The 26,561-nt window shown below is 58.3% G+C and carries 16 protein-coding genes and 3 pseudogenes; 10 read left to right on the forward strand and 9 right to left on the reverse strand.

Annotated features, from left to right (window positions below; translation table 11 throughout):
- Positions 1–8: 8 nt before the first annotated feature.
- Entirely contained in the window at positions 9–1,124 is a 1,116-nt protein-coding gene (locus JFU37_RS18430; RefSeq protein WP_201117106.1) for a formylglycine-generating enzyme family protein, read from the reverse strand.
- A gap of 181 nt (positions 1,125–1,305) precedes the next feature.
- Here JFU37_RS18430 and JFU37_RS18435 point away from each other — a divergent pair, with 181 nt between their 5' ends.
- From JFU37_RS18435 to JFU37_RS18480, 10 genes are all read left to right on the forward strand, one after another.
- Positions 1,306–3,789, forward strand: a complete 2,484-nt coding sequence (locus JFU37_RS18435; RefSeq protein ID WP_201117108.1) for an arylsulfatase — start codon at positions 1,306–1,308, stop codon at positions 3,787–3,789.
- Between the two features lie 306 nt (positions 3,790–4,095).
- On the forward strand, positions 4,096–5,379 hold the full coding sequence (locus JFU37_RS18440; RefSeq protein ID WP_201117110.1) for an acyl-CoA dehydrogenase family protein: 1,284 nt from the start codon (positions 4,096–4,098) through the stop codon (positions 5,377–5,379).
- A 49-nt stretch (positions 5,380–5,428) separates the two neighbouring features.
- Entirely contained in the window at positions 5,429–6,562 is a 1,134-nt protein-coding gene (locus JFU37_RS18445) for a saccharopine dehydrogenase family protein (RefSeq protein WP_201117112.1), read from the forward strand.
- 18 nt (positions 6,563–6,580) lie between these two features.
- On the forward strand, positions 6,581–8,137 hold the full coding sequence (locus JFU37_RS18450; protein ID WP_201117114.1) for an AMP-binding protein: 1,557 nt from the start codon (positions 6,581–6,583) through the stop codon (positions 8,135–8,137).
- Between the two features lie 69 nt (positions 8,138–8,206).
- A complete protein-coding gene (locus JFU37_RS18455) occupies positions 8,207–9,445 on the forward strand; it encodes a thiolase family protein (RefSeq protein ID WP_201117117.1) in 1,239 nt (412 codons plus the stop codon).
- 61 nt (positions 9,446–9,506) lie between these two features.
- Positions 9,507–10,301 carry an SDR family NAD(P)-dependent oxidoreductase gene (locus JFU37_RS18460; protein ID WP_201117119.1) on the forward strand — a complete coding sequence of 265 codons (795 nt, stop codon included), beginning with the start codon at positions 9,507–9,509 and terminating at the stop codon, positions 10,299–10,301.
- Between the two features lie 11 nt (positions 10,302–10,312).
- Positions 10,313–10,708 carry a hypothetical protein gene (locus tag JFU37_RS18465; RefSeq protein WP_201117121.1) on the forward strand — a complete coding sequence of 132 codons (396 nt, stop codon included), beginning with the start codon at positions 10,313–10,315 and terminating at the stop codon, positions 10,706–10,708.
- Between the two features lie 97 nt (positions 10,709–10,805).
- Positions 10,806–11,282 (forward strand): 2,4'-dihydroxyacetophenone dioxygenase family protein, encoded by a 477-nt coding sequence (locus JFU37_RS18470; RefSeq protein WP_201117123.1) that lies wholly within the window; start codon positions 10,806–10,808, stop codon positions 11,280–11,282.
- An 80-nt stretch (positions 11,283–11,362) separates the two neighbouring features.
- Entirely contained in the window at positions 11,363–13,726 is a 2,364-nt protein-coding gene (locus JFU37_RS18475) for an arylsulfatase (protein ID WP_201117125.1), read from the forward strand.
- A gap of 112 nt (positions 13,727–13,838) precedes the next feature.
- The gene (locus JFU37_RS18480; RefSeq protein WP_201117127.1) at positions 13,839–15,107 is read left to right on the forward strand and encodes an anaerobic sulfatase maturase; all 1,269 of its coding nucleotides are present in this window, start codon (positions 13,839–13,841) and stop codon (positions 15,105–15,107) included.
- Positions 15,108–15,110: 3 nt separating this feature from the next.
- On the opposite strand, the gene JFU37_RS18485 is transcribed toward JFU37_RS18480, so the two are convergent.
- The 8 genes and pseudogenes from JFU37_RS18485 to JFU37_RS18520 form a co-directional block, all read right to left on the reverse strand.
- Positions 15,111–16,745 (reverse strand): 3-(methylthio)propionyl-CoA ligase, encoded by a 1,635-nt coding sequence (locus JFU37_RS18485; protein WP_201117129.1) that lies wholly within the window; start codon positions 16,743–16,745, stop codon positions 15,111–15,113.
- A gap of 58 nt (positions 16,746–16,803) precedes the next feature.
- Positions 16,804–17,637, reverse strand: coding sequence for an SDR family NAD(P)-dependent oxidoreductase (locus tag JFU37_RS18490; RefSeq protein ID WP_201117131.1), 834 nt, complete (start codon positions 17,635–17,637; stop codon positions 16,804–16,806).
- Positions 17,638–17,669: 32 nt separating this feature from the next.
- On the reverse strand, positions 17,670–19,070 hold the full coding sequence (locus JFU37_RS18495; RefSeq protein WP_342214951.1) for a DUF1254 domain-containing protein: 1,401 nt from the start codon (positions 19,068–19,070) through the stop codon (positions 17,670–17,672).
- 108 nt (positions 19,071–19,178) lie between these two features.
- On the reverse strand, positions 19,179–19,661 hold the full coding sequence (locus JFU37_RS18500) for a hypothetical protein (protein WP_201117134.1): 483 nt from the start codon (positions 19,659–19,661) through the stop codon (positions 19,179–19,181).
- Between the two features lie 17 nt (positions 19,662–19,678).
- A pseudogene (locus JFU37_RS18505) lies at positions 19,679–22,116 on the reverse strand (efflux RND transporter permease subunit).
- Positions 22,117–22,152: 36 nt separating this feature from the next.
- Positions 22,153–23,210, reverse strand: a pseudogene (locus tag JFU37_RS18510) (WD40/YVTN/BNR-like repeat-containing protein).
- Positions 23,211–23,287: 77 nt separating this feature from the next.
- Positions 23,288–24,649, reverse strand: a complete 1,362-nt coding sequence (locus tag JFU37_RS18515; protein WP_201117135.1) for a DUF1329 domain-containing protein — start codon at positions 24,647–24,649, stop codon at positions 23,288–23,290.
- A gap of 32 nt (positions 24,650–24,681) precedes the next feature.
- Positions 24,682–26,510, reverse strand: a pseudogene (locus JFU37_RS18520) (DUF1302 domain-containing protein).
- Between the last annotated feature and the right edge of the window lie 51 nt (positions 26,511–26,561).

Consider the following 26,561-nt stretch of genomic DNA (forward strand, 5'->3'; position numbering starts at 1 on the left):
TGTTGTATTCAATGGCTCTTTTCCCATTGATCATTACTCATCGCCAAGCGAAAGCCGAGATGCGACATGGAGTTCATAGGATCTGCGCCTTGCCTGGCACTGGTTCGAAAACTCGTGCAGTAGCTGTCGCTACAAAGAAAAGATCCGCCTCGGACTACACGCTGCGGTGCATTGGCCGTCACCCCAAGTTCGGGGTCATAGCTGTCGGAAGGCCCCGTCGGGTTTACCGCTGCTTCACCCGCCGGTTGACGTTTGAGCCCAACTCTAAACGCGTCGGCACGATACCAATCGGCGACCCATTGCCAAACATTCCCGGACATATCGTAGAGTCCATAGGCGTTAGGTTGGTAACTGCCTACCGGCTTGGTGCCAATTTTGAATTTGTTGCTGGCTCCGGTCACGGGAAACGGCTGTATCTCATCCCAGGTATTCGCCATCTTTTTTCCACCGGGCGAGAAGTCATTCCCCCACGCATAATTGGCCTGTTCAAGACCGCCTCTTGCGGCGTATTCCCATTCAGCCTCGGTGAGTAGGCGCTTGTGCGCCCATGCGGCGTACGCCTGCACATCTTCACGTGAAACCTGAACAACCGGATGGTTTTCCTTGCCCTCGATTGTACTGTCAGGCCCCAGCGGGTGACGCCAGTCAGCCCCCGGGACAAATGCCCACCACTGGCTGAAATCATTGAGCGGGATCGGCCTGTCTGTACCCACAAAAACCATTGCGCCAGGCACCATGACGCTGTCATCCGGCTCAGGAGTACCCGGCGGTAGTTGTACCTTCAGATCTTCCCATCGGGGTTTGCGTTCGGCGGTCGTGACGTAATGCGTTTCAGAAATGAAACGGGCGAAATCGGCATTGGTGACGTCATAGCGGTCGATCCAATAGCCATCGAGCCGAACCTTGTGCGCCGGCCCCTCGTTTGGACGAGCCTGCTTGTGATCGCTCCCCATCAAAAATTCACCGGCAGGAAGCCAGACCATTTCCAGGGGGCCATTTTTTCCATCACCCAGCGTCAATGGCACAGGGCCGCGAATATGCTGATAAACAACAAACGCCAAGCAAGCTGACACGATCCCGGCGCAGACGATGGCGATACCAAAACGCCGTTTCCTGGTAAGCATGTGCGCTCCTCCTCATTTCAGTCTGCGGCCCTTGCTGAACCTGTTTGGTATCAACATCAGGTATAGACACCACTCCTCCAAAGTCAACGGCCACTCGGGTTAACGTTGAGATGGACTGGCGAGAGAACAAAACGGTTCTACACTCCGAGCTTGGGGTTTCGGGGGGTTACAGGAGCTGGCCATGGCCACTGCGAACTGGACTCAATCATTACGGCTGCACAACAGGCTTGGTGCAGGGCTGGTCGTTGCGATGCTTACGCTCTCCGCCAATGCAGCGTCACAGGAAGTCAACGGCACGCCCGGTTCACCCAGTGCGACCACGACCGTCGACGGCAGATACCTACCCAACCCTCCCCCGGCGTTTGGCGGCGTCATCAACCTCGACGCCGTGAACTCCACGCCCTACTGGTCGCCAACCATCGTACCTCCCAAAGACGCGCCGAATGTGTTGTTGATCATCACTGACGACGTCGGCTTCGGTGCCCCCAGTACGTTCGGCGGTCTCATCCCGACGCCGAGCATGGATCGCGTCGCGGCAGCCGGATTGCGCTTCACGCAATTCAATTCGACGGCACTGTGCTCGCCCACACGTGCAGCCTTGATTACCGGACGCAATCACCACTCCGTCGGTTTCGGCGTCATCACGGAAATTTCGACAGGGTATCCCGGTTACAACAGTGTCATCACCAAGGACAAGGTGACCATTGGCAAAATCCTCAAAGACAACGGCTATGCAACGTCGTGGTTTGGCAAAAACCACAACACGCCGTCATTCCAGATCAGTCAGGCCGGTCCGTTTGATCAATGGCCCATTGGTATGGGCTTTGATTATTTCTTCGGGTTCATGGGCGGCGAAACCAGCCAGTGGCAACCGGGCAATCTGATGCGCAACACCACACCAATCCATCCTTACGTCGGCAAACCGGGGTGGAACCTGATCACCGCGATGGCGGATGACGCCGTTGGCTATGTCAATGAATTGAATGCGCTCGATCCGAAGAAGCCGTTCTTTCTTTACTACGCGCCCGGCGGTACCCACGCGCCGCATCACCCGACGCCCGAATGGATCGACAAGTTCAAGGGCAAGTTCGACATGGGCTGGAACGCCGCGCGCGACCAGATCTTCGCCAATCAGAAGCGCCTCGGCGTCATCCCGCCGGAAGCCAAGCTCACGCCGTGGCCGGATTCACTGAAGAAATGGGACGAACTTTCGGCGGACGAGAAAAAACTGTACGCCCACCAGATGGAAGTCTATGCGGCTTATCTGGCGTATACCGATCATGAAATCGGTCGGGTGATCCAGGCGATTGATGACATGGGCAAGCTCGACAACACGCTGGTTATCTACATCAGTGGTGACAACGGCAGTAGCGCAGAAGGCACCCCTAACGGCACACCAAACGAAATGACCACTTTCAACGGAATCGACGTTCCGGTCGCCGATCAGATGAAGTATCTGGATGCTTGGGGGTCGGACCAGACTTATCCGCACATGGCCGTGGGCTGGACCTGGGCCATGGACACCCCCTTCAAGTGGACCAAGCAAATTGCATCGCATTTTGGCGGCACCCGCCAGGGCATGGCCATCTCCTGGCCGAACCGGATCAAGGATGCCGGCGGCATCCGTAACCAGTTCCACCACGTCATTGACATCGAGCCGACGATCCTTGAAGCCACCGGCATTGATGCGCCGCTCCAGGTAGATGGCATTGCGCAAAAACCCATCGAAGGCACGAGCATGGCTTACCTCTTCGACAAGCAGAATGCCGAAAAGCCTTCTACACGCACCACGCAGTATTTCGAGATGTTTGGAATGCGCGCGCTTTATCACGAGGGCTGGATGGCATCGACGACGCCCTACCGCGCACCTTGGGACATTACTTCTCAGCCACCCAAGGACATCGTCAATGGCGTCAAATGGGAGCTGTACGACATCACCAAGGACTGGACGCAGAATGACGATATCGCCGCCGCCAACCCTGCGAAACTCAAGGAACTACAGGATCTGTTCTGGGTGGAAGCGAACAAATATCAGGTGCTGCCGCTCGACGCTTCCGCATTTACTCGCGTCGTTGCACAGAGGCCGAGCATCGTGGCCGGACGCACCGAGTTCGATTACCTTTCGCCAGTGACGGGCATTCTTCCAGGCAACGAGCCCAACGTGTTGAACAAGTCCTACGTCATTACGGCTGACATCACTGTTCCGGAAAATGGCGGCGACGGTGTACTGGTGACCGACGGCGGCCGCTTTGGGGGTTACGCCCTCTACCTCCTGAAAGGTAAGCCGATTTTCAGCTACAACCTTGAAGGCGTTGCGCGATTCCGTTGGGAAGGGACCGAGGCGCTCACTCCCGGAAAGCACAGCATCAGCTTTGATTTCAAATATGCCGGGCCGGGATTCGGTAAAGGCGGCACCGGTGTGCTGTCGGTGGATGGAAAGCAACTGGCTAGTCAAACAATCCCCCACAGCGTTCCATTCGTCTTCGGTGTGGATGAAAGTTTCGATGTCGGTTCCGACACCGGCACCCCCGTCGATGACAAGGATTACCAGGTACCGTTTGCATTCACCGGTTCACTGCACAAACTTACCGTCAAGCTCGAACCAACGCAGTTGAATGTCGCGGGCAAGGAAGCAGTTCAGAACAAGGTCGGCAACAAAGACTAGGAAAAAGCACGCGGATCATCTCTCACGGGATGATCCGCGATTTACCAACGACAGCCTTCTTAATGTAACAAAAGCGGCCCTCAGAAACCCCCACCCGATTTGGCGCGAGCCCCCTCGTTGCTACAAATCCGCCACAGACGCCGACGCGCGTAGTTCCGGTATTGAGTCACAAACCCGGATGTAAATTTCCTCGTGTTCCCTCCTCCCCCCTCCCCAATGGGGGGGTTTAAACAATCAAACCACGTCATTTTCCCTCCCCAGCACGTACATGCACACAACGACTTCAACTGTGGGCGAGGAAAAACAATGATCAAGTTGCACGACACCTTACAGTTACCGGATGTTGGATTGACCGGCTTCGAAACGCCGCTCAACGAAGTGGAACGCGCCGTCCAGCACTCCGTGCACCAATTCGCCAAAAACGTCCTGCGTCCCATCGGCCAGGAACTCGACAAAATGAGCGCCGAGGATGTCTGCGCAGCCGGTTCACCGTTCTGGACGGTTTACCAGGAAGCCGCGAAGCTGGGGCTGGACCCTGATTTCTTCTCCCAATTCGAACCCGACGTCGCTGTTCGACTCGAGTCGCTGATTGGCGAAGAGATGGGTTGGGGTGATGCGGGCCTGGGCGTTTCTTTGGGTGCGGCGGGCTTCCCCCTGCAAATGGCCATGGCCGTCGGCAATCAGGAACTGGTGGAGCTGTGCACCGGCAAGATCGGCTGCTGGATGATCACCCATCCGGACAAGGGCAGCGACATCATGGTCTACGACATGAAGCGCGAATGGCCCAAGGACCAGCCAGGCAACAAGGGCAGCCTCGGCGCCAAGGTCGACAAGGACAACATCGTCCTTAACGGCCAATGCTCGGCCTGGGTGTCCAACGGTGCAGTCGCTCAAGTGGGTCTGGCTTACGTCGCTGCCGATTATGGCGATGGTTACTTCGATGCCGACGGTCGACCCCATGGACTTGCGGTGATTATCCCCCTCGACCTGCCCGGCGTTTCCCGTGGCAAACCGCTGGATAAGATCGGCCAACGCTCGCTGCCGCAGGGCGAGATTTACTTCGACAACGTCACAGTGCCAATACGTTTCGCTGTAGCGCTGAAAGACGAGTATTACGGCAATCAATCGTCGGCGTGGTCCTACGCCGGCACGCACATGTCGCAGGTGTTTACCGGTGTCGCTCGTTCGGCCTTCGAATTGGCGCTGCAGTATTGCCATGAGCGCAAACAAGGCGGCCAGTTGCTGATTGACCATCAACTGACCCGCTATCGCCTGGGCGACATGATGCGTCGTGTCGAGTTGTCACGTGGAGTCGCGCGTCGCTCGCTGGCCTACGCCCGCCTTACCCCGCACACCCATCCTTACGCCACTGCCTCCGCAAAAGTGACCGTCACCGAAGAGTGCATGAAAGTCGCCAGCGAAGCCCTGCAGCTGTTCGGCGGCGCGGGCACTTCCCGTGAGTACCCGATTGAAAAGCTGTTCCGCGACGCCCGTTCGGCGCTGATCGAGGACGGCGAGAACTACATCATCACCATGCGCGTCGGCCTGCTCTGCCAGCAGCTGTACGCCGAAGGCTGGTCACAGAACTGACCGCTGCAAACCTGCTCCGCACCACTCCAAAAACAAGAGATCTGATGAAATGGCTAAATACCCTGTAGTTGTTTATGGCGCCAGCGGCTACACCGGCATGCTGACAATGGACTGGCTGATTGACCAGAACATCCCGTTCACTGCCGTGGCCCGCGATGCCCGCCGCACTCAGGAAATGATGGCGCAACGGGTGGTTCGCCTTGAGTCGGCCACCTACGAGATCATCGAAGCGGAACACACCGTCGAAGCGCTGACGCATGCGTTCAAAGGTGCCAAAGTCGTGTGCAACACCGTCGGCCCTTTCGTCAAATTCGGCCTGACCACCGTTGAAGCAGCACTCAAAGCGGGTTGCCATCACCTCGATACAACCGGCGAACAAGAGTACATGCGCAAGGTGCGTGAGCAGTTCGGCGACCTGTATGCCCAGGCCGGCCTGGTGGTCTCACCGTCGCTGTCCTACATGTACACCTACGCTGAAATCGCCGCCGAACTGGCCCTGGAACACCCGGGCATCGATGCGCTGGAAACCTCGACTCTGTGCCGTGGCCCGCGTGGCGGCGCCGCCGGTGTCACCGTTGGCTCGACCGCTTCGATTTTCGAGCTGCTGCGCTCCGAGCAATGCTATCTCTGGGAGAAGAAGCTCGTGGCGCACCCGGTGGGCACGTCCTTCAACATCGCCTCGCCTGACTTCCTGACCCCGGTGTTCGCCTTACCATGGGGAGGCACGTCGCTGCCGGTGTATTTCGAGAACGATCCACGGGTGCGCTCTTGCGTGTCCTGCGTCGGCTTCTACGACAACAACGTGATGCAGATGGTGCATTCCATCGGCCAGAAGTGGGAGTCGGAGTACAAGTTCCTGCCACCTGAGCAGCAAGACGCGGTGATCCAGCAAATGGTCCAGTCGACCACACCGACGATGCCGCCACGCGAGCGCACCACCATCGTGCGCATGGTCGATACCGCTATCGGCCGTGGCCAGCTCTCATCCGTGCGCGCCACCGTGCATGGCACCACCGCTTACATCGCCACCGGCGCCTTGCAGACTGCAGCGGCGATCAAGCTGATCGATGGCGACACCAACAAGGTCGGTTTCGTCTCCGGCTCCAAAGCCTTCGGCCATCGCTACCTGCTGGGCTTCCTCGAAGAACGTGGCTTGGCTCGCGCCACCGTTACCCAGCTCTGATCGGGCACAGGAACTGACATGGCAATTATCGATTTTTACGACCGCGGCTGGCGCATTGATCCGGCCGCCATCGCCTACATCCAGGGCGAGCGTTCTTTCACGTTTAATGAAATCGGAGAACTGTCCTGCCGCATCGCCAACGCGCTGCTGGCACTGGACCTGCCGAAGGAAACCAAAGGCGCGATCTGGGCCGGCAATGACGTGACAGCCTGGGCCTGCACCTTGGGGCTGTGGCGCGCGAACATGACCTGGATTCCGGTCAACGCGCGCAACGCGGTGCAGGAAAACGCCGACATCCTCGATTCGTTCGATTGCGACGTGATGTTCTACCAGCACGACTTTGCCGCCGTGATGGCCGACATCCGTCCATTGTTGCCGAAGATCAAGCACTGGATTTGCATCGATGCCACCGACGGCGTTACGCCGTCGCTGGACACCTGGACCGCAGGCCAGCCGTCGACGCGCCCGGAAGTCGCCTATGACATGGACGACGTGGTCATGCTCTCGCCCACCGGCGGCACCACCGGCAAGCCGAAAGGGGTGATGAATACGCATCGCAGCGCGCAAACGTTCATTGCTCATTTCATGCTGGCCTGTAGTTATCGCGACGGGCTCAAGCCAGTGAACATGGCGGCTGCGCCGATGACCCACACCGCCGGCCTGCTGGCGGTGCCCTGCACGGCGCAAGGCGGCACGGTCGTCGTCCTGCCAAAGCCTGATCCGGCGCTGATGCTGGCGTCCATCACACAACACAAAGTCAGCGAGTTCTTCCTGCCGCCGACGGTGATTTACAAGCTGCTGGAAATCCCAGGGATCGAAAACCTCGACTTCTCTTCGGTCAAGTACCTGCTGTACGGCGCTGCGCCGATGTCGGTCGAGAAACTGAAAAAGGCTATCGAAGTCTTCGGTCCGATCATGGCTGGCGGCTACGGTCAGACCGAGGCCCCGGCGAGCATCGCCAACCTGCGTCCGGACGAGCATCTGGTTAACGGTGAACTGGCAAGTGACAGCCGTCTTTCATCTGTCGGCCGCCCCAATCCGCTGATCCGTGTCGAGGTGATGAACGACGCCGGGCAGATTCTCGCCCGGGGCGAAACCGGTGAAATCTGCGTACAGGGCGACCTGATCATGAAAGGCTATTACAAACAGCCGGAAGTGACCGCGCAGACCATCGTCGGCGGTTGGCTGCACACCGGCGACATTGGCCATATCGACAGCGAAGGCTACCTGCACCTGACCGATCGCAAGAAGGACATGATCATCACCGGTGGCTTCAACGTCTACCCGAGCGAAGTCGAGCAAGTGCTGTGGAGCCATCCGGCTGTGCAGGACTGCGCCGTGATCGGCGTGCCCGACGAGAAATGGGGCGAAGCGGTCAAGGCGGTGGTTGAACTCAACCCCGGTCATACCGTCACCTCACAAGAACTCATCGACCTGTGCAAAGCCCGGCTGGGTGGCGTCATGGCACCCAAATCGGTGGACTTCATCGACAGCCTGCCACGCAGCCCGGTGGGCAAGGTGCTGAAGAAAGACCTGCGTGCCCGCTACTGGGATGGCGCGCAACGCCAGATCTGATTCATCGCCCCTCACCTTCACCATCGTTGAACGGCGCCGCAGTCATGCGGCGTCACTCAGGAGAGTTGCATGAGCACCATCTACATTGCCGGCATCGCCATGACGGTCTTCGGTCGTCACCTGGAACGCAGCCTCGACGACCTGGCCCGCGAAGCGCTGGACGGCGCGCTGAAAGACGCCAAATGCGGCCGCCTGGATCTGGGCATTGCCTTTTATGCCGGGATGACCAATGGCCCTTTGCAAGGTCAGATTTCCATCCCGGGCCAGGTTGTGTTCAGCAAGATCGGCATCGAAAGCATCCCCGTCTACAACGTGGAAAACGCCTGCGCCTCCGGCAGCTCTGCGTTCAATCTCGCTGTGCAAAGTTTGCAGGCCGGCACGACCGATATCGCATTGGCGCTGGGCGCCGAGAAAATGAACATCCCCGACAAAGCGAGGGCCTTCCAGATTTTCGAAGGTGGCTGGGACGTGTCTCGCGTCGACGAGAATTACCAGACGCTGGTGAACATGGGCGAAGGCGTCGAGATTCCCGAGGGTTCGGAATCGGACAAACCCTACAGCAGGTTTATGGCGATCTATGCCGCCATGTGCCGATACCACATGAAAACCTACGGTACGACGCAACGGCAGATTGCTGCGGTCTCGGCCAAGAACCACACCCACTCGGTGCACAATCCGTTTTCACAGTTCCGCAAGCCGTTCACCATCGAAGAAATCCTGGCGGCACCGCCGATCACCTACCCGATCACCTTGCCGATGTGCGCCCCACTGTCGGACGGCGCTGCGGCGGCGATCCTCTGCACTGAGGAAGGCCTCAAGCGCATCGGCGCAGACCGCAGCCGCTGCATCAAGGTTTCGGCCAGTGTGATCCGTAGCTTCAGCCATCGTCGCCTCGATCAGCCAGAGCTGAACATTGCGCGACTGGCGGCTGATCACGCGTACGACCTCGCCGGCCTCGGGCCGGAGGATATCGATGTCGCGGAAGTGCATGACGCGTCGGCGATGGGTGAAATCATCCAGGTCGAAAACCTGCGACTGGCCGAATTGGGCATGGGCGGACCGTGCGCCGAGCGCGGCGATTTCACCCTCGGCGGTCGAATCCCGGTCAACCCCTCGGGCGGTCTCGAATCCAAGGGCCATCCGATCAGCGCTACCGGCCTCGGGCAGCTCTGCGAGTTGGTCACGCAATTGCGCGGCGAGGCCGGCAAGCGCCAGATCGAAGGCGCGCGCCATGCCATTCAGGAAAACGGTGGCGGACTTCAGGGCATCGAAGAGGCCGCTGTCGCCATTCACATTCTCAGCAAATAGGTCACCTGCTCTTCGAGTGTCGATGGCAGGCGAAACATCAAAACAACAAGGATAAAAAGACATGTTTCAAAACAAAGTGGTGGTCATTACCGGCGCGGGTTCCGGCATTGGCCGGGAACTGGCCATTCAGTTTGCGGAGGCCGGGGCGCGCCTCGCCCTGTCCGACATCAATCGCGTCGGTCTCGACGAAACCCTGCGGCGCCTGCCCGCCGGCAGCAACGCCAACAGTTACCTGCTGGACGTGGCCTCGTGGGAGGCGTTTCAAGCCCACGCCGATGAGGTCAAACGCGATTTCGGCACCGCGCATTACGTCATCAACAATGCCGGCGCCACCGTCGTCGGCACGGTCGCCAACACCTCCATCGAAGAGTTCGAGTGGCAGCTGGGCATCAATATGTGGGGGGTGCTCTATGGCACCAAGGCCTTCCTGCCGATGATGTTCGAACAGCGCGAAGGTTGCGTCGTCAACATCTCCAGCATTTTCGGCCTGCTCGGCTATCCGATGCAAAGCGCCTACAACATGTCGAAATTTGCCATCCGTGGCCTGACCGAATGCCTGTGGTCGGAACTGGAGAACACTGGCGTACGCGCGGTGTGTGTTCACCCCGGCGGCATCAAGACCAACATCGAAAAAGCCAGCCGCCGCTGCAAGGCCGCCGGCGTGGAAGAAGAAAAGTTCGCGGCCCTCGCCGCCGGCATGCTGCTGACCCCTCCTGAGGAGTGTGCCGCCGACATCATCAAAGGCCTGCGCAAAGGCGCGAAACGCATCATGACCGGGAACAAGTCGAAAACCGTGTACTGGGTCAGCCGACTGTTCCCGAACAGTTATCCAAAACTGCTCAAACTGATGGCTTGAGGAATCTAATCATGCAAACCAAATACTCCAGCGGGCTATTCAAGATCGCCGCCTGTTTCAACCTGCTTGCAGGCCTTCCATTTCTGTTGGCCACGACACCGGTCGCCTCATTAGTGGGACTGGAAGTGACCCCGACCTCCATGCTGTTCATTCAAATCACCATGGCGATGGTCGTCATGTTTGGCTGGGCTTACTGGATGGTCAGCGTCGATCCAGCGCGCTACCGCCCGTTCATCGGGCTGGGGCTTGCCTCGAAAATCATGGTTGTCGCGCTCATCGGCGGTTACTGGCTGACGGGCAATATTCCCTGGCAGCTGCCGGCCCTGGCATCGGGTGACATCGTCTTTGCGGCATTGTTCTGGCGTTACTTGAGCGGCAGCCGATTGACCGCGGTTCAGCGCTGCTGATCATACCCCTCGCCAATGGGGGGGTGGTAAATGCGGAGGCGATACAGGATGCCTCTGAACACCGTGAACACCTTCAACCAACAAGAGAACAACAAGCATGTTTTATGAAAACATCGACACCGCCGCCATCGACGCCGAGGAACTGCCGTGGGTCCCGTTCGCGCCTTACAGCGATGAAGTCTTCATCAAATACCTCAAGTGCGACCCGATTCGCGGCGAGACCATTACTCTGCTCAAAGCGCCGGCGGGTACCGTTCTGCCCAAACATCATCACTCGGGCACGGTGATCGTTTACACCATCAAAGGTGGATGGAAATACCTGGAACACGACTGGGTCTCCAAGCAAGGCGGTGTGGTATTCGAAACCGCGGGCACCAGCCACACGCCTGTCGCCTTGCCTGAATACGGCGATGAAATCATCACCTTGAACATCACCCAGGGTGACCTGCAGTACGTCGACGAGAACGACAATATCGTCGCGATCGAAAACTGGAAAACCAGTGTGGAACGTTACTTGGCGTTCTGCAAAGCCAATGATCTCGAGCCTGTAGACATCACCAGTTTTTCGGTCTGACCGGCTCTCCAATCTCTCAGCCGCTCGGTGATCCACTGGGCGGCTGCGCCGTTGTAATAATAAAAAAAACGGAGACAACCATGTCCCAGAAGCTACATCCCGCCGGACGTTTCACTCTAAAACTCTGCGCATTGTTGGCCAGCTCCGTCGCATCCGCACAGGACTCACTGCCCTTCCCGCCTACGCCTTCGGCCAGTGACGCCAAACCGACGCTGCAAGAATCGAAGCACCAAAAACGTCAGCAACAATCGCACCTGCCTGCCGACGCACCGAACATTCTGGTGATCATGCTCGATGACGCGGGCTTCGCGCAGTCCGACACTGTCGGCGGCGCGATCCACACGCCGACCCTGACGCGTGTCGCCGACAGCGGCGTGCGTTACAACGCCTTTCATACCGCTGCCATCAGCTCCGCCACCCGCGCAGCACTGCTGACCGGACGCAATCACCACCGCGTCGGCAACGGCGTGATCGCCGAGCTGGCCACCGATTGGGACGGCTACACCGGCAAGATTCCAAAAAGCTCGGCGACCATGGCCGAGGTGCTCAAGCAATACGGCTACAGCACCGCTGCGTTTGGCAAATGGCATAACACCCCGCCGATGGAAACGACGGCTGCCGGGCCATTTGACAGCTGGCCGACGGCCTACGGCTTCGAACATTTCTACGGCTTCCTGGCCGGCGAAACCTCCCAGTACGAGCCGCGCCTGTACCGCGACAACACGCCTATCGAACCGCCGCGCGATCCGAAATATCACCTCAGCGAAGACCTGGCGAATCAGGCCGTGAACTGGCTGCAGGATCAAAAGACCTACGCACCGGACAAACCGTTTTTCATGTACTGGACACCGGGTGCCGTGCACGGCCCGCACCAGGTGAACGCGCAGTGGGCAAACAAGTACAAAGGCAAGTTTGATGGTGGCTGGGATGCTTATCGCGCACAAACGTTCGAACGTCAGAAAGCCCTGGGCTTTATTCCACAGGACGCCGTTCTGACCCCGCGCCCCGCGGAAATGCCCGCCTGGGACAGCCTGTCGGCTGAACAAAAGCAGTATCAGGCACGCTTGATGGAGGTGTATGCCGGTTTCCTGGAACACGCCGACACACAGGCCGGCAAGATCCTCGACGAGCTGGAGCGTGAAGGCAAACGCGACAACACACTGATCTTTTATGTCTTCAGCGACAACGGCGCCTCTTCCGAAGGCATGGAAGGTACGATCAACGAATTGCTGGCGCAGAACGGTATTCCGGTTCCCAAAGAGCAACAGCTCAAAGTCCTCAACGAGATGTATGGCGGCTTGTCTGCGCTCGGTGGGCCCAAGCTGGAAAGCATGTACAACTCCGCCTGGGCCTGGGCCGGTTCAGGACCGTTTGTAGGCACCAAACTGGTTGCTGGTTACTTCGGCGGCACTCGCACACCGTTGGCGGTTTCCTGGCCAAAACAGATCAAGGCCGACGCCAAGGTTCGCGGGCAATTCCACCATGTCAATGACATCGCTCCTACGGTCTACGACGTGCTGTCGATCACCCCGCCAAAAGAGGTCAACGGCATCGCTCAGGACCCGATTGATGGCGTGAGCATGCGTTACACCTTCAACGATGCTGAGGTGAAGTCGAAAAAACCGGCGCAGTACTTTGAAGTACTCGGCAGCCGTGGCGTCTATAAAGACGGCTGGATGGCCTCGGTGTTCGGCCCCCGAAAACCGTGGGTGCAAGGTTTTTCACAGTTCATGGGCTGGAACCCGGCGAATGATCAGTGGTCGCTGTTTAACCTGAAGGACGACTACTCGCAAGCCAAGGACGTTGCTGCCAGCAACCCGGAAAAACTGGCTGAACTGAAAGCAGAGTTCGACGTACAGGCCAAGGCTAACCATGTCTATCCGATTGGTGCCGGCCTGTACCCGTTTCTCAATCCGGCAGCACGGGTTGCGACCAGCCAACATGAGTGGCACTTCAGCGATCGCGTCCAGCGCTTCCCTGAGTTCGCCGCGCCCAACCTGCGTAGCCAGAACAGCAAGGTTGTCGTCGACGCCGAAGTACCGGCCAACGCCAGTGGCGTGCTGTATGCCTTGGGCGGTATTGGCGGTGGCGTCAGTCTGTATATGGATGACGGCTTCCTGGTCTACGAGTACAACGCGCTGGCCATTGCGCGAGTCAAGTTGAAGTCGGCAGAACGAGTACCCGCGGGTAAAGTCAGCATCGAAATGTTGACTGCGATGTCCTCAGCCAAGCTCGGTGCACCGGCCAATCTCAGCCTGTTTGTCGACGGCAAGGAAGTCGCCAAAGGTGTGACGCCGTTTACACCATCGTTGACGTTCACCGCGAGTGAAACCTTCGATGTGGCTGAAGACTTGGGTTCCCCCGTGACTCTGGATTACTTCGACCGGGCGCCCTTTGCCTTTAATGGCAAGGTCAACGATGTTCACGTGACCTACTTGCCTTAACCCTCTACGCTGCCCCCCAATCATGGGGGGCGGCCAACACCCGTTCTGCCCCTAGCCTCTGGCATTGGAACCGCTCCGATCCGCGACGCGGTCCGAACGTAGCCTGCCGACCATGCCTATCCACGAAACCCCGCCCCAGGGCCTGCATCTCATGGCCAAGCCCGTCGGGCCGATCTGCAACCTCGATTGCAGTTACTGTTTCTATCTTGAAAAAGAACAGCTCTACCCGCCCCGGGAACGCTTCAGCATGACCGACGACGTATTGCGTCTGTACGTGCAGCGCTACATCGAAGCCCAGCCCACGCCGGAAGTCGAATTCACCTGGCAAGGCGGCGAACCGACGCTGTTGGGCCTGGAGTTTTTCCAGCGAGCGATCGTCTATCAACGCCAGTTCGCCGGGGACAAGGTCATTCGCAATACGTTGCAGACCAATGGCACGCTACTTGACGATGACTGGTGCGCATTTCTCGCACGCGAAAGTTTCATGGTCGGGATCAGCCTGGATGGCCCGGATTTCGTCCACGATCTGTATCGCCCTGACAAGCGTGGGCGTTCCAGTTTCGATGAGGTGATGCGCGGGCTCGGGCTGCTCAAGCACCACGGCGTCGCCTTCAATGTGCTGGTGACCGTGGCGCGGGATGTCGCCCAATATCCGTTGGAAATCTACCGTTTCCTCAAGGCTGAAGGCGTTCGTCATATTCAGTTCAACCCGGTGGTGGAACGCCAGCCGAGCGCGCCGCAGGTCAGCCAGGGGCTGCACTTTGCCGTCCCGCCGGAGCTGCGTTTGCACGCGGTACCAGAGCCCGCACTGGTGACGGAGCACACCGTAGGGCAAGAGGCCTACGGCGATTTTCTGATCAAGATTTTTGACGAGTGGGTGCGCCAGGATGTTGGTGAAGTTCACGTCATGAACTTCGAGTGGGCACTGGCCTCATGGTGTCAGCTGCCGGCTTCTGTGTGCTTGTTCAGTCCACGCTGCGGTAAAGCGGCAATCGTCGAGCACGACGGTAACGTCTACTCCTGCGATCACTACATGTACCCCGAGTACCTGCTGGGCAACCTCAAGTCCGATGACCCTGCCGTGCTACTCGCCTCCCCCGCTCAACAGGCCTTCGGCGCGGCCAAGGAAGAGACACTGCCGAGTTATTGCCAGCAGTGCGATTACCGCTTCGCCTGCCATGGCGAGTGCCCGAAAAATCGTTTCATGAACGCACCGAATGGCGAATCGGGCCTGAATTATCTGTGCCCGAGTTACAAGAAATACTTCCGCCACCTGACGCCGTACATGAATGCCATGGCCCAACTGGTGAGTCACAAACAACCCGCGGCACTGATCATGCAGGCGTTTGCCGGCCCGCTGATCGTGCCACTGGATAAATAGCCTTTAGCCCGGAAAACGGTAGTCGCGGAACTGCTCGCGCAGCTTCATTTTTTGCAACTTGCCGGTGGCGGTATGCGGCAACGCTTCGACGAAGGCCACATCGTCCGGCAACCACCACTTCGCCACCCGGCTTTGTAAAATCTGCAGCAGATCGTCTTTACTCGCTGTTTTGCCGGGTTTGAGCACCACCACCAACAACGGGCGTTCCTGCCACTTGGGATGAGGGATGCCAATCACCGCGGCTTCAGCCACAGCCGGGTGGCTGATGGCGGCGTTTTCCAGGTCGATCGATGAAATCCACTCGCCGCCCGACTTGATCACATCCTTGGCGCGGTCGGTGATCTGCATGTAGCCATCGGTATCGATGGTTGCGATATCGCCAGTATCGAGCCAGCCCTCGCTATCGAGAATCTGCCCACCCTCACCGCCGTAATACTGGCTGGCGATCCACGGTCCCTTGACCAGCAGAAGACCAGAGGCTCTGCCATCGCGCGGGAGTTCAGCGCCCTCCTCGTCGACAATCTTCATCGACACGCCGAACAGTGCCCGCCCTTGTTTGGCCTGCAAGTCGAGCACTGCGCTGAGCGGTGCATTGCAGTGTTTGGGTAAGGGGTTACAGACGGTGCCGAGCGGTGACATCTCCGTCATGCCCCAGGCATGCAACACCCGGGCGTTAAAAGACGTCTCAAACGTCTCGACCTGGCTACGTGGTGCAGCAGCCCCGCCAATCACCACCCGGTTCAGGCACAGCTCTGTCGCTGGATGCAGGCCCTGCGCCTCGACATGCTGTTGCAGCATCATCCAGACCGTTGGCACGCCCAGCGCCAGGGTCACTTGTTCATCCCGCATCAGTGTGTACAGGCTCTCGCCATCCAGAGCAGCACCCGGCAACACCAGTTTGGCGCCGCACATCGCGGCGGCATAAGGCATGCCCCAGGCATTGACGTGAAACATCGGCACCACCAACAGCGCCGAATCCGCCGCCGACAAGGCAAAGCCGTCCGAGGTGCACAGTGCCAGCGAATGCAGGATTGAGGACCGGTGCGAGTACAGCACGCCCTTCGGATTACCGGTGGTGCCCGAGGTGTAGCACATCGATGACGCCGTGCGCTCATCGAACACGGGCCAGCTGAAATCACTGCTTTGCTCGGCGATCAGGTCTTCGTAGCAGATCAAACCAGGCACATTGATCGCCGGCATCTGCTCACGGTCACACAGCGCAATGAAGCCTTTGACACTCTTCAACTGCGGCGCGATTTGCTCGACCAGCGTCGCGAACGATAGGTCGAATATCAGGTACTGATCTTCGGCATGGTTGCCGATAAACTCGATCTGCTCGGCGAACAACCGTGGGTTGATCGTGTGCAGCACCGCACCCATGCCCGACACGCCGAAGTACAGTTCCATGTGCCGGTAGCCGTTCCAGGCCAGCGTGCCGATTCGATCGCCGGGTTGTACGCCTAGCGCAACCAGCGCGTTGGCCACCTGTTTGGCGCGACGACCAATGTCGGTATAGGTGCAGTGATGCACGGATCCGTCTGCCGTGCGCGAGGCAATTTCAGTGCGCGGGTGCGCCTTCAGCGCATGTTCCAGAACAGAAGAAATCAACAGCGGTTGATCTTGCATCAAGCCCAGCATGGTTTTGTGTTCCTTTTTTATTCTTGTATGAGTTCGGTGTTGCTGGCATGGCGTCGGATTACAGGTAGCCGATCTTCCGCGCGTCGTTGAGGATCACCCGGCGCATCAGCCCCAGTGACAAACGTTTGAGATGGAAAATCAGCTTGGCGAACGGCCCGACCAGCACCAGGTCCTGGCCCTTCTGCACGGCGCGGACCATCGCTTCAGCGACCAGTTCGGGCTCGCAGCCCTTGGCTTTGTAGTAGGCCTGCAATCGCTCGAGCTGCTCTTCACTGATGGAAGGCGAGATGCTGCTGCGGGACTGGGTGATGGCGGTATTGATGATGCCGGGGCAAACCGTGGTGATGCGGACATTGGAGTCGGCCAGTTCCATCTTCAGCACTTCACTCAAGCCGAACACCGCATGTTTGGAGGCGGCATAGGCGCCCATGGTCGGTGACGGATAGACGCCCGCCACCGAGGCCACGTTCAACACATGGCGCGCGCCGCCTGCCAGGATCATTTGCGGAATGAAGTGATAGCAGCCATGCACCACGCCCATCAGGTTGATGTCCATGACCCGCTGCCAGTGAGCCAGATCACTCTGGAGAAACTGCCCCAGGTAACCGATACCCGCGTTGTTGATCAGTACATCGATTGGCCGCAGCTTCATGTACGGATGCTCGGCGAACGCCTGCATCTCGTCGCCATTCGAAACATCAAGTTGATGGATCATGCAAATGGCTCCCAGCGCGACGAGGTCGATCTGGAGCTGTTTCAGCGCCTCTCGATTAACGTCCGTGGCGATGATGTGGGCACCTCGGCGGGCGAATGCAAACGCCGCTGCACGACCGATGCCCGAGGCCGCGCCGGTGATCATGACTTTCTTGTTTTTGAGTTCGGGGATGGCCATTAGAGGGGTTCCATCTGAAATGAACGTTCTGATTACTTGAGTTGTTCCAGCGGTGGCGCAGTCCAGTTTCCCGACAAAGCCTGGACTTGCGGCCAATACAGCCGCATGTACATGGCAAAGGGACCCTTTGGCGCTGGCAACCAGTTGGCTTCCTTGTCCAAGCCTGGGGATTCGTGCTGGATGAACAATGTCACGCCACCGTCCGCATCGCGCTTGAACTGGGGCACCATCGGTGAGTTGATCAAATAACGATTGAGAGGATTGTCGACCAACCAGCTCCCTGGCAGTTCATACATCGTCAGCGACCAGAACGCATTGACGGGTGGGAGCTGATCAGGCGCAAAGCGCAGGCTGTAGCGCTTGCTGCCATCCAGTTTCTGCTTATCCGCGTCGACACGATAAAACGGATACATCGCCTCTTGCCTGGAGGCGCCATAGATACCAATCGTCCCGAGCATGCGGTTCAGGTAGTTATTCTTCATGGTCGTGCGCGAGCCGAGAATATCGCCCGAGGTCAGCGTTCCCTCATTCAGCTGCTTGACCCCACCCGCAAATTCAGCCCAGGCATCGGCGATGCCTTGCTCGAAAGCCGCCTTGATCTCAGGGCTGAGTTTGGCTGGGTCGAACGCTTTGCCAGCGCCGATACCGATCTTGGCAAAGCGCGCCATCAGTTCTTTTTCGGAAGGATCGGTCGGGCAAAACTGCAGCAGGAAGTTCAGCGTACTGAACAGCTGCAGCGAGGTCTTTTGCTCCTCACGGCTGAGCGGCTTGACGAAATCGATGGCAGGCGCGGGTTTCACGGGCGGGCGGCCCAGGAACGCCGAAAGTGTCTGCACGGTGTAGCCGGCCTGCACTTTCTTCACATTTTCGATATCGCCTGGGTTGAATAGCTGAGTGCGATAGATAGCGAGCGTCAGATCTGTGTCAGCACGAAAGACTTTCTTGATCCCTTTAGGTGTATCACCTTTCCAGTTCGGCCCGACGATAAGGAAGCTACCCTCCTCGTTACCGGTGCTGCGGCTGCCGATATAGTCGGAATTGAAGGTGTAAAGATCCGTGAGCTGGACACTGTAATAACGGTCCTTCTCCACGGCGGGCATGGTGAGGACAACCGGTTCGGCGCGCAGATCGAGGCCGGCCCAGGAATAAGGCGTATCGGAATTGGGTGTCTGGATGGCCTTGTCCGCGGGGGTATAAACGCGAGGCGTGTTATGAATCTGATTCCAGGGGCCTTTGTACTCGGGGTTTCGAGGATCCACGAAATAGCCATATTCAACGCGATAGCTATCTACCATCGGGTAGCCATAAATGTAGGCCTCCTTGGCAATGGCACGCGCCTCTTGCGGGCTGACATTTGTCTGAGCCATAGCTGTCGGAAGGCCGACAAGCAGCGCTGCTGCACACGCTATAACTTTCAACTGAATACTAATCACCAAGTTATCCCCTCGCATCGATATCCGTAGTTGCCGAGAAAAAGCTTTTACGCGCCGTTGCTGACTTCACATGCCAGTTAACAGTTGCTCATGTGCTCTGTTTGAACTTCAAGGTTTGGGCAAGGGATAACGCAACTCCCTGATCATTTCATCCAGAGACCCTTCTGATTCACCTTCGCTTTCCATGGCCAGCCATTTCAGGATGGCGGACTCGTGGCGGACCATGGACTCGGTGAGGTCGCGATCTTCGTCAGGACAAATGCGGGCTATTTCTTCAAAGCGCGACAGGAAATCTTCCACAGTAGGCTTGATGACAGCGGCAAACTCCTGAAGGTTATTCATTGCCTTGTACGCGTTGACAATGGCCTCGATACCGTCCAGTTCGATGTTCTCGCTCAGGGGAACGCCGTGGTTGAACAAAAACGGGCGCAATCGCGCTTTTGTTTCTGTTTCAAGTTGAAGCAAGGTGCCGAAGTGATAGTGATCACGTTTATTTTTTGCCACGTCGATCAGTGCAAGGGCCAGCGCTTCACCGAATACTTCGCTCTCGTGTAACTCGCGGATCCACGCGGGATAGACTGGATTATTCATCTCGTTTTTCCTCTTTTTTAATGAACGCGGCGAAGCAGGAAATGCGACAGCGCAGGAATCAACACCAGTGCACCGACCATGTTCCAGATGAACATGAAGGTCAGCAGGATGCCCATGTCGGCCTGGAACTTGATCGGCGACCAGGCCCAGGTGATCACGCCCGCCGCCAGGGTGATGCCGACCAGCGCCACCACCTTGCCGGTGAACGCAACGGAGTTTTTGTAGGCTTCGGTCAACGACAGACCGGCACGTTGTTGCGCCAACTGAACGCTGAGCAAGTACAGCGCGTAATCGACACCGATACCGACGCCCAAGGCAATCACCGGCAAGGTCGCGACCTTCACGCCCATGCCCAGCCAGACCATCAATGCTTCGCAAAGAATCGACGTCAGCATCAACGGCACCACCGCCACCACCACCGCGCGCCAGCTACGAAAGGTAATGAAGCACAGCACGATCACCGCGCCGTAGACGTAGAACAGCATGGTGCGGTTGGCGTCGCGCACGACAATGTTGGTCGCCGCTTCGATCCCGGCGCTGCCGGCAGCGAGCATGAACTGGCGATCATCGTTGCTGTGTTCGCGGGCGAACTGGTCGGCCACTTTCACCACGTGATCGAGAGTTTCGGCCTTGTGATCAGAGAGATAGGCAATCACCGGCATCATCGAGCAGTCGCTGTTGAACAGTTCCGGGTTGTTCACCGAGGCCTGTTGCGCGCCGTAGTTCAGCACGTTCTGATTGCGCGCGATGGTCAGCATTTTCGGATTGCCTTCATAGGAACCCGCCGTGATTTGCCGCACCGCGTTGACCAGCGACACGGTGGTTTGCACACCCGGTTGCTGTTGCAGCAACCAGCCGAGGCGATCCGCTTCCACGAGCGTTTCGTACTTCAGGCAACCTTCGCTGGCGGTTTTGACCATGACCGCGAACTGATCGCTCGACAGCGAGTAATTGGCGGTGATGTAAGCGTTGTCGCGGTTGTAACGGGAATCGGCACGCAATTCGGGCGCGCCCGGGTCGAGGTCGCCGATCTTCAAGTGCGTGCTGACCATGAAACCACCCACCGCCAACAGCCCGGCCACCACCACCGCCACCGTCGCCCAGCGGCGTTCGGTAAAGCGGTCGAGCAGGTTCCACAGGCTGCCGAGACCCTTGCCTTTGAGCTCCTTGTTTTCCTGACGCAAGCTGCGCGCCGCCGCTTTCGGGCTGACGCCCCAATAGGACAGCAGCACCGGCAACAGCACCAGGTTGGTGAAGATCAGGACCGCCACGCCAATACTCGCCGTGACAGCCAGGTCCTGGATCACCGGGATGTCGATCAGCATCAGCACGGCGAAGCCCACGGCATCGGCCAGCAGCGCGGTCAGGCCGGCGAGGAACAAGCGGCGGAAGGTGTACCGCGCGGCGACCAGTTGGTGGGTGCCGCGTCCGACGTCCTGCATGATCCCGTTCATTTTCTGCGCGCCGTGGGATACGCCGATGGCGAACACCAGGAATGGCACCAGAATCGAAAATGGGTCGAGCGCGTAACCGAACAAAGTGATCAGCCCGAGTTGCCAGACCACGGCCACCACCGAGCACAGAATCACCAACGCGGTACTGCGCACGCAGCGGGTGAACACAGTAGATGATGGCAGTGGCGATCAGCGCGGCGGCGCCGAAGTACAGCATGATCAGCAGCAGGCCATCGATCAGGTCGCCCACCAGTTTGGCGAAACCGATCACACGAATCTTGATCGGGCCTTTGCCCTCTTCACCGGCCTTGTGCGTTGCGTTGCTGTCGGCGAACTCGAACTTGTTGCGTAGTTGTTCTTCAAGCATGCGCGAGAATTGGTGATAGTCGATGGCGGCGCCGGTAACCGGGATCCTTCTCCAGCAACGGCACTACGATCATGCTCGACTTGAAGTTGTTGCCGACCAGACTGCCGATAATCCCGGAACGCGCGATGTTCAAGCGCAGTTGCTCGACGCCACTGGCCGAGCCGTCGTAGGAATCGGGCATCACCGGACCGCCACGGAAGCCCTCCTCCGTGACCTCGGTCCAGCGCACGGCCGGTGTCCACAATGATTTCATCCAGGCCCGGTCCACGCCCGGCGTCAGGAACAAGGTGTCGTTGACCTGCTTGAGCACTTCCAGGTAGTTCGGGTCGTAGATGTCGCCATCGGTATTTTCTACGACCACCCGAACGGTATTGCCCAATCCCCGCAATGACTGGCGGTTTTCAAGGTAGTTTTTGATGTACGGCTGGCTCTGCGGAATCATCTTTTCGAAGCTGGCGTTGAGCGTCAGCCGGGTGGCCGCGAAGTAACTCAACAGTACCGTCACGATCAGACAGGTCAGCACCACCAGCAGGCGGTTATTGAAAATCAGGCGTTCAAGGAAATTGCCGGAGCGTGCATCGAAGCCCTTGAGCTCTCGGATCACCGGCATCGTATCGAGGTTGTAGTTACCCATGACGTGGTTCGTCTCTTTTTATTGTGTGAAGTGGGCTCATTCGAAGGGTATCTGACGCAGGCCCTGAGCACCCGCGACCACCACGGAGCCAGACCCGGTTGCCTGCACCGCAGCAGCTGGCCCCAGGCGTTGTTGTGGCGTTTGCGTGAAGGTCACGCCGTCATCAGAACTGACCAGCACTTGCCCCGCCTGGCTGACCAGGATGATTCGTCCATCTTCCGTGACCGTACTCGCGGTGATGCTTGAGGACACACTCAATTCAACTTTGTCCCAGTTCGCTCCTTGGTCAGCACTGCGGTAAACATTGCCCCGCAGACCAAAAACAAGCACGACGCCCGGTTTGCCGGTGATGCCAAAATAGCTACCGCTGTAAGGCGTGGGAACGTTGACGAAGCGTTGCGTTACCGGGTCCAGTTTCAGCACCAGGCCTTGTTCGCCGACGATGAACAGGTCATCACCGATTGCATGCATCCCATAGAAGTTCAGGGCGCCCGGGTTATCGGTGCGCTCCATCAGCGGAGCCCAGGTCTGCCCGCCATCTTCGGTGCGAAAAATCAGGTTGAACGCGCCGACGACGTAGCCAGTTTTGTCATCAGAGAACCACACGTCCAGAAAGGGTTTGTCCGCCCCTTCGTCGATCATTCGCTGGGCTTCGGCTAATAACGCATCATCCGGCACCGCTTGCCGCTGATAGTGTTCGAGCATGATCTGCCCTACCTGACGTCCATCGAGCTGGCGTTTCCAGGTTTCACCGTTGTCGTCGCTGTGCAACACAATGCCGTCGTGCCCGACCGCCCAGCCCTGGGTCGGGCTCGGAAACTGCACCGCCACCAGATCGGAGCTCACCGGCACTTCAGCCTGATGCCAATGAACGCCGTTATCATCGGAATAAAAATGTGGCCGCGCTGGCCCACAGCAATCACTCGCTTACCCGCACGGGCCACCCCGGTGAACGTTCCATTAACGGCTTTTTCACTCTGAATCGCCGGGCTCGACAGCGGGTCGACAAAATCCGCGGCGACCACGGCTCTGGTAAATGGCACGGCCAATGCCACGGCTAGCGCAGTGAGCGTTATCCATCTAAATGCATTCATGAGGTTCACTCGGAAAAAAGCCGCCAAACAGTGCGAGGACACACTGCCGGCGACAAAAAAATACCCGCGTTTATGGCTTAGCGAATACCCGTACCGGCCAGTGATTCAGGTGCCCACTGCGCTTTCGAAAGCGGATCGATGTACTTGATGCCGCCATACGGGCCGTAGATGCCGGTGATGTTGTAGCTGCCGGAGACAAAGTCATAAATCATGTGGTTGTCGGAGTTCGGCGCCTGCACGTCATAGCTGTAAGCGAGGTGTGCGAAGGAGCCGCGGTACAGCTTGCCGCTGGCGTCATATTCATCCGAAGCCAGGGCGATCCAGCTGTCTTCGTCGAGGTAGAAGGTGCGCTTGCTGTAGATGTGGCGTTTGCCCGGTTTCAGCGTGGCCTCGACCACCCACACGCGGTGCAGCTCCCAACGCACCAAATCGGGATTGACGTGGTGCGCCGTGGTGATGTCCGCCGCTTCCTTGTGATAGTTCAGCTTGTAGGTGTTGTAAGGAATGATCATTTCCTTCTTGCCGACGAGTTTGAAGTCGTAACGGTCCATGGCGCCGTTGAATACCCAGGCATCGTCATAGGTCGAGGCACCGGCCGAGCCGGGGTTTGGCGTGTCGTAAGCGATGTCCGGCGCGAGTTTGATCCGGCGCTGACCCGGCAGGTATTGCCAGCCACGACGCTCCATTTTCAGAGGGTTGACCGCATCCTGCACCAGGATGGCTTCGCCTGCGCGGCGGGCCGGGGCCTGGTAATAGAGTTTGGTCTTGAAGAACAGATCGCTCTCTTTCGCCGGCTCTGTACGCTTGGGATCGTAGAGCGGGTATTCGAGATACGCATTACCGGTGGTGGCCAGAATCGCCGTGCCGGCACCGTCGACGTTCCAGGAGTCGTATTTGAAATTGGTGGCGTAGCCCTGATAACGCAGCAGGTGGTTCCACATGGCCTCGTAGCCATCTTTCGGGATCGGGAACGGCACGCCCGGCAACGCGTTTTCAAGCGCTACACCACCCTCGAGGGTTTTGGTGCCGACTGCGTTTTTCGCGGTGTTATCCAGCAGGCGCTGAGGCAGCGCAACGCTGCGATGGGTCGGAAACACATCGACCCGGAACGTCGGATAACGCTTGAGCAATTCCTGCGTGCTCGCGGTCAGTTTGTCGGCGAATTGACCGACGTTTTTGCCGTCGATGACCGCACGCGGCTTGTCGGCCTCGAAAGGGTCTGGACGAAAAGAGCTGCCCGACTGGTAACTGGCTGGCGGCGTGGTGATGCCGCCGGTATAGGCCGGAATGGTGTTGTCGGCATTGCCGGCCTTTTCAGCGCCGACGGCTGTCAGGCTGCTGCCGAGTTTTGCCGCTTCTCCCGGAGAGACGGCTGCGTGTGCCGCGCCGGCGATGGCAACGGTCAAGGCAGTGAACAAAAGCGTGTTGACGAACTTCATGAGTGACTCCTGCTATCAAGCAAAGACTTCGATCAAATGGTCGTTTTGAACGTCAAAGTGACCATGCCCCGATCCTTGAGCTGAGGCTGAGTACCGCCAAAGGCAGTGGTCTGCCCCGGTACGCAGTTGTACTGGCCGTTGGCACCCGGTGCAGCGCCTTGGCCTTGAGCGCTCGCACCACCGGCTGAGCCACAGGTGTCGAACGGACCAAAGTTATCCACGTATTTCAGGTCGAACCGATACTGGTTGTGCACGTCCATGCCGACACCCACCGAATAACTGCCGGAGTCCTTGTTACCCCCCAGCTGGACAGCGGAGTTACCCGAGAGTCCGACGTTGTAGGTCATCGGCAAGTACATATCGATGCCGGGGAACACCTGATACCAGGTCGGGTTGAAGTTGACGCCCAGGACGTAGTTGTCCTTGCTGACCTTGTCGACACCGCGATACCAGTCTTCGCCCTTGAACAGCTGTTTGTTGTCGGTGACGTCCAGCCAGCGGCTGTAAGCGAGCTCAACCAGCAAGGACGAACTGTCCCAGACCGGCGTGTCGCCAAAGGTGGTCAGACCGTTAAGCACCGCATGCACCGTGTTGCCACGGGCCACGCCGTTTTCACCGTCAAAACTGCTGATAAACCCTGGCAAACCGGCCGCCCCGGCCGCCGGGCTGACCGTTGCCGGCACACTGGCCAACGGCATGTTGTGGCGATAGTTCAAGTCGAAGCCGACGCTGACACCTTCGATGCTTTTCGACAGGCTGAGGCCGTAGACATCGATGTCATCGACGTAGAACTGGTTGTAGCTGCCGACGTTGCCGGAGATCAGTTGCGCAGGACCTACTGCGGTTGGCTGCAAGACCAGGTTCGGCAGGATGTCGGATGTTTTGCGGTAGTAGAAACCGAGGGTGCCTTGCAGCCACTCAGGGCTCCACTTGGCCATCAAACCGAAGTCACCGTGCTTGTCTGGGGTGAACGTGTGACCGTTGTTGAGCCGCAAAAACTGATTGGCGCCCAATGGGCCGGGCGTACCAAAGCGAGGGTTCTGTGCACCGATCAACGATAGATTGTGCCCGCCATTCTGGATGCCGTCGTTAAAGCCAAGGTAGGTGCCGGATTCCGGCAGCCGCGCGGCGTCCCAATCCAGAAAATACTGCGCGCCGAGGGTCAGTTCCGGGTTGAGCGTGAAGCTCGCGGACAACTGATTGCGCGGAATAAACAGCTCTTTGGCTTCCGTTCCGGGTACCGCCAGCGCCTTGGAAATATCAAGTCCGGATTGCCCATAACTGTTGCCATGGGCAAAGGACAGAAGACTCTCCCCCAGTAGAGGGTGTGCTTGCCTGCCTTGCCACTGAGCAGCGACTCATCACCGACTTCTGTACTGCCAAACACGAAGGCATCGAGAATTTCGGAAGACGGACCATTGTAATAACGATCGGTGTAACCGCTCTGGTGTCGGGAGTCCGGTACACCACTGTTGAGCTGATTGGTCGACGCATTGTTGCTGCCGACATCGTCATAAGCATGGTCGTACCAAGTGTTGGCGCTGACGCGAAAGCCGGCCTTCTGTTTGTAAACGACGTCCAGTTCAGAAAGCACATCCATGCGTTGGGAAACCGCACTGCCGGAGGAAAAGTTGCGATCCCCGTCATTGTTGTTCCAGGAATTGGCCAATTTGCTATTGGCTGATTCCACCCGCTGGGCATAGTTGAGCTTCACCGTGTTGTCGAAGCGAACCGCCAGGTCTTCGTTCCCTGTGTTGATTTCCAGTGCGTGTGCCGGTGTTATGCCCAGACCCGCCAGGATGGCTGAAGTCAGCAACCCCTTGCGGAGGTTTGCATGGCAGATCTTATTATTTTTGTTCATCTAACTTGCCACCTGCTCTATGGTTTACGAAAAGTCATGGTTTTGAATCAC

The organism is Pseudomonas sp. TH41 (assembly GCF_016650695.1).
GTDB lineage: Bacteria > Pseudomonadota > Gammaproteobacteria > Pseudomonadales > Pseudomonadaceae > Aquipseudomonas.

Excerpts from the sequence above, each read along its gene's own strand:
- JFU37_RS18430 (WP_201117106.1), bottom strand. The coding sequence starts at position 1,124 with ATGCTTACCAGGAAACGGCGTTTTGGTATCGCCATCGTCTGCGCCGGG.
- JFU37_RS18435 (WP_201117108.1), top strand. The coding sequence starts at position 1,306 with ATGGCCACTGCGAACTGGACTCAATCATTACGGCTGCACAACAGGCTT.
- JFU37_RS18440 (WP_201117110.1), top strand. The coding sequence starts at position 4,096 with ATGATCAAGTTGCACGACACCTTACAGTTACCGGATGTTGGATTGACC.
- JFU37_RS18445 (WP_201117112.1), top strand. The coding sequence starts at position 5,429 with ATGGCTAAATACCCTGTAGTTGTTTATGGCGCCAGCGGCTACACCGGC.
- JFU37_RS18450 (WP_201117114.1), top strand. The coding sequence starts at position 6,581 with ATGGCAATTATCGATTTTTACGACCGCGGCTGGCGCATTGATCCGGCC.
- JFU37_RS18455 (WP_201117117.1), top strand. The coding sequence starts at position 8,207 with ATGAGCACCATCTACATTGCCGGCATCGCCATGACGGTCTTCGGTCGT.
- JFU37_RS18460 (WP_201117119.1), top strand. The coding sequence starts at position 9,507 with ATGTTTCAAAACAAAGTGGTGGTCATTACCGGCGCGGGTTCCGGCATT.
- JFU37_RS18465 (WP_201117121.1), top strand. The coding sequence starts at position 10,313 with ATGCAAACCAAATACTCCAGCGGGCTATTCAAGATCGCCGCCTGTTTC.
- JFU37_RS18470 (WP_201117123.1), top strand. The coding sequence starts at position 10,806 with ATGTTTTATGAAAACATCGACACCGCCGCCATCGACGCCGAGGAACTG.
- JFU37_RS18475 (WP_201117125.1), top strand. The coding sequence starts at position 11,363 with ATGTCCCAGAAGCTACATCCCGCCGGACGTTTCACTCTAAAACTCTGC.
- JFU37_RS18480 (WP_201117127.1), top strand. The coding sequence starts at position 13,839 with ATGCCTATCCACGAAACCCCGCCCCAGGGCCTGCATCTCATGGCCAAG.
- JFU37_RS18485 (WP_201117129.1), bottom strand. The coding sequence starts at position 16,745 with ATGCTGGGCTTGATGCAAGATCAACCGCTGTTGATTTCTTCTGTTCTG.
- JFU37_RS18490 (WP_201117131.1), bottom strand. The coding sequence starts at position 17,637 with ATGGCCATCCCCGAACTCAAAAACAAGAAAGTCATGATCACCGGCGCG.
- JFU37_RS18500 (WP_201117134.1), bottom strand. The coding sequence starts at position 19,661 with ATGAATAATCCAGTCTATCCCGCGTGGATCCGCGAGTTACACGAGAGC.
- JFU37_RS18515 (WP_201117135.1), bottom strand. The coding sequence starts at position 24,649 with ATGAAGTTCGTCAACACGCTTTTGTTCACTGCCTTGACCGTTGCCATC.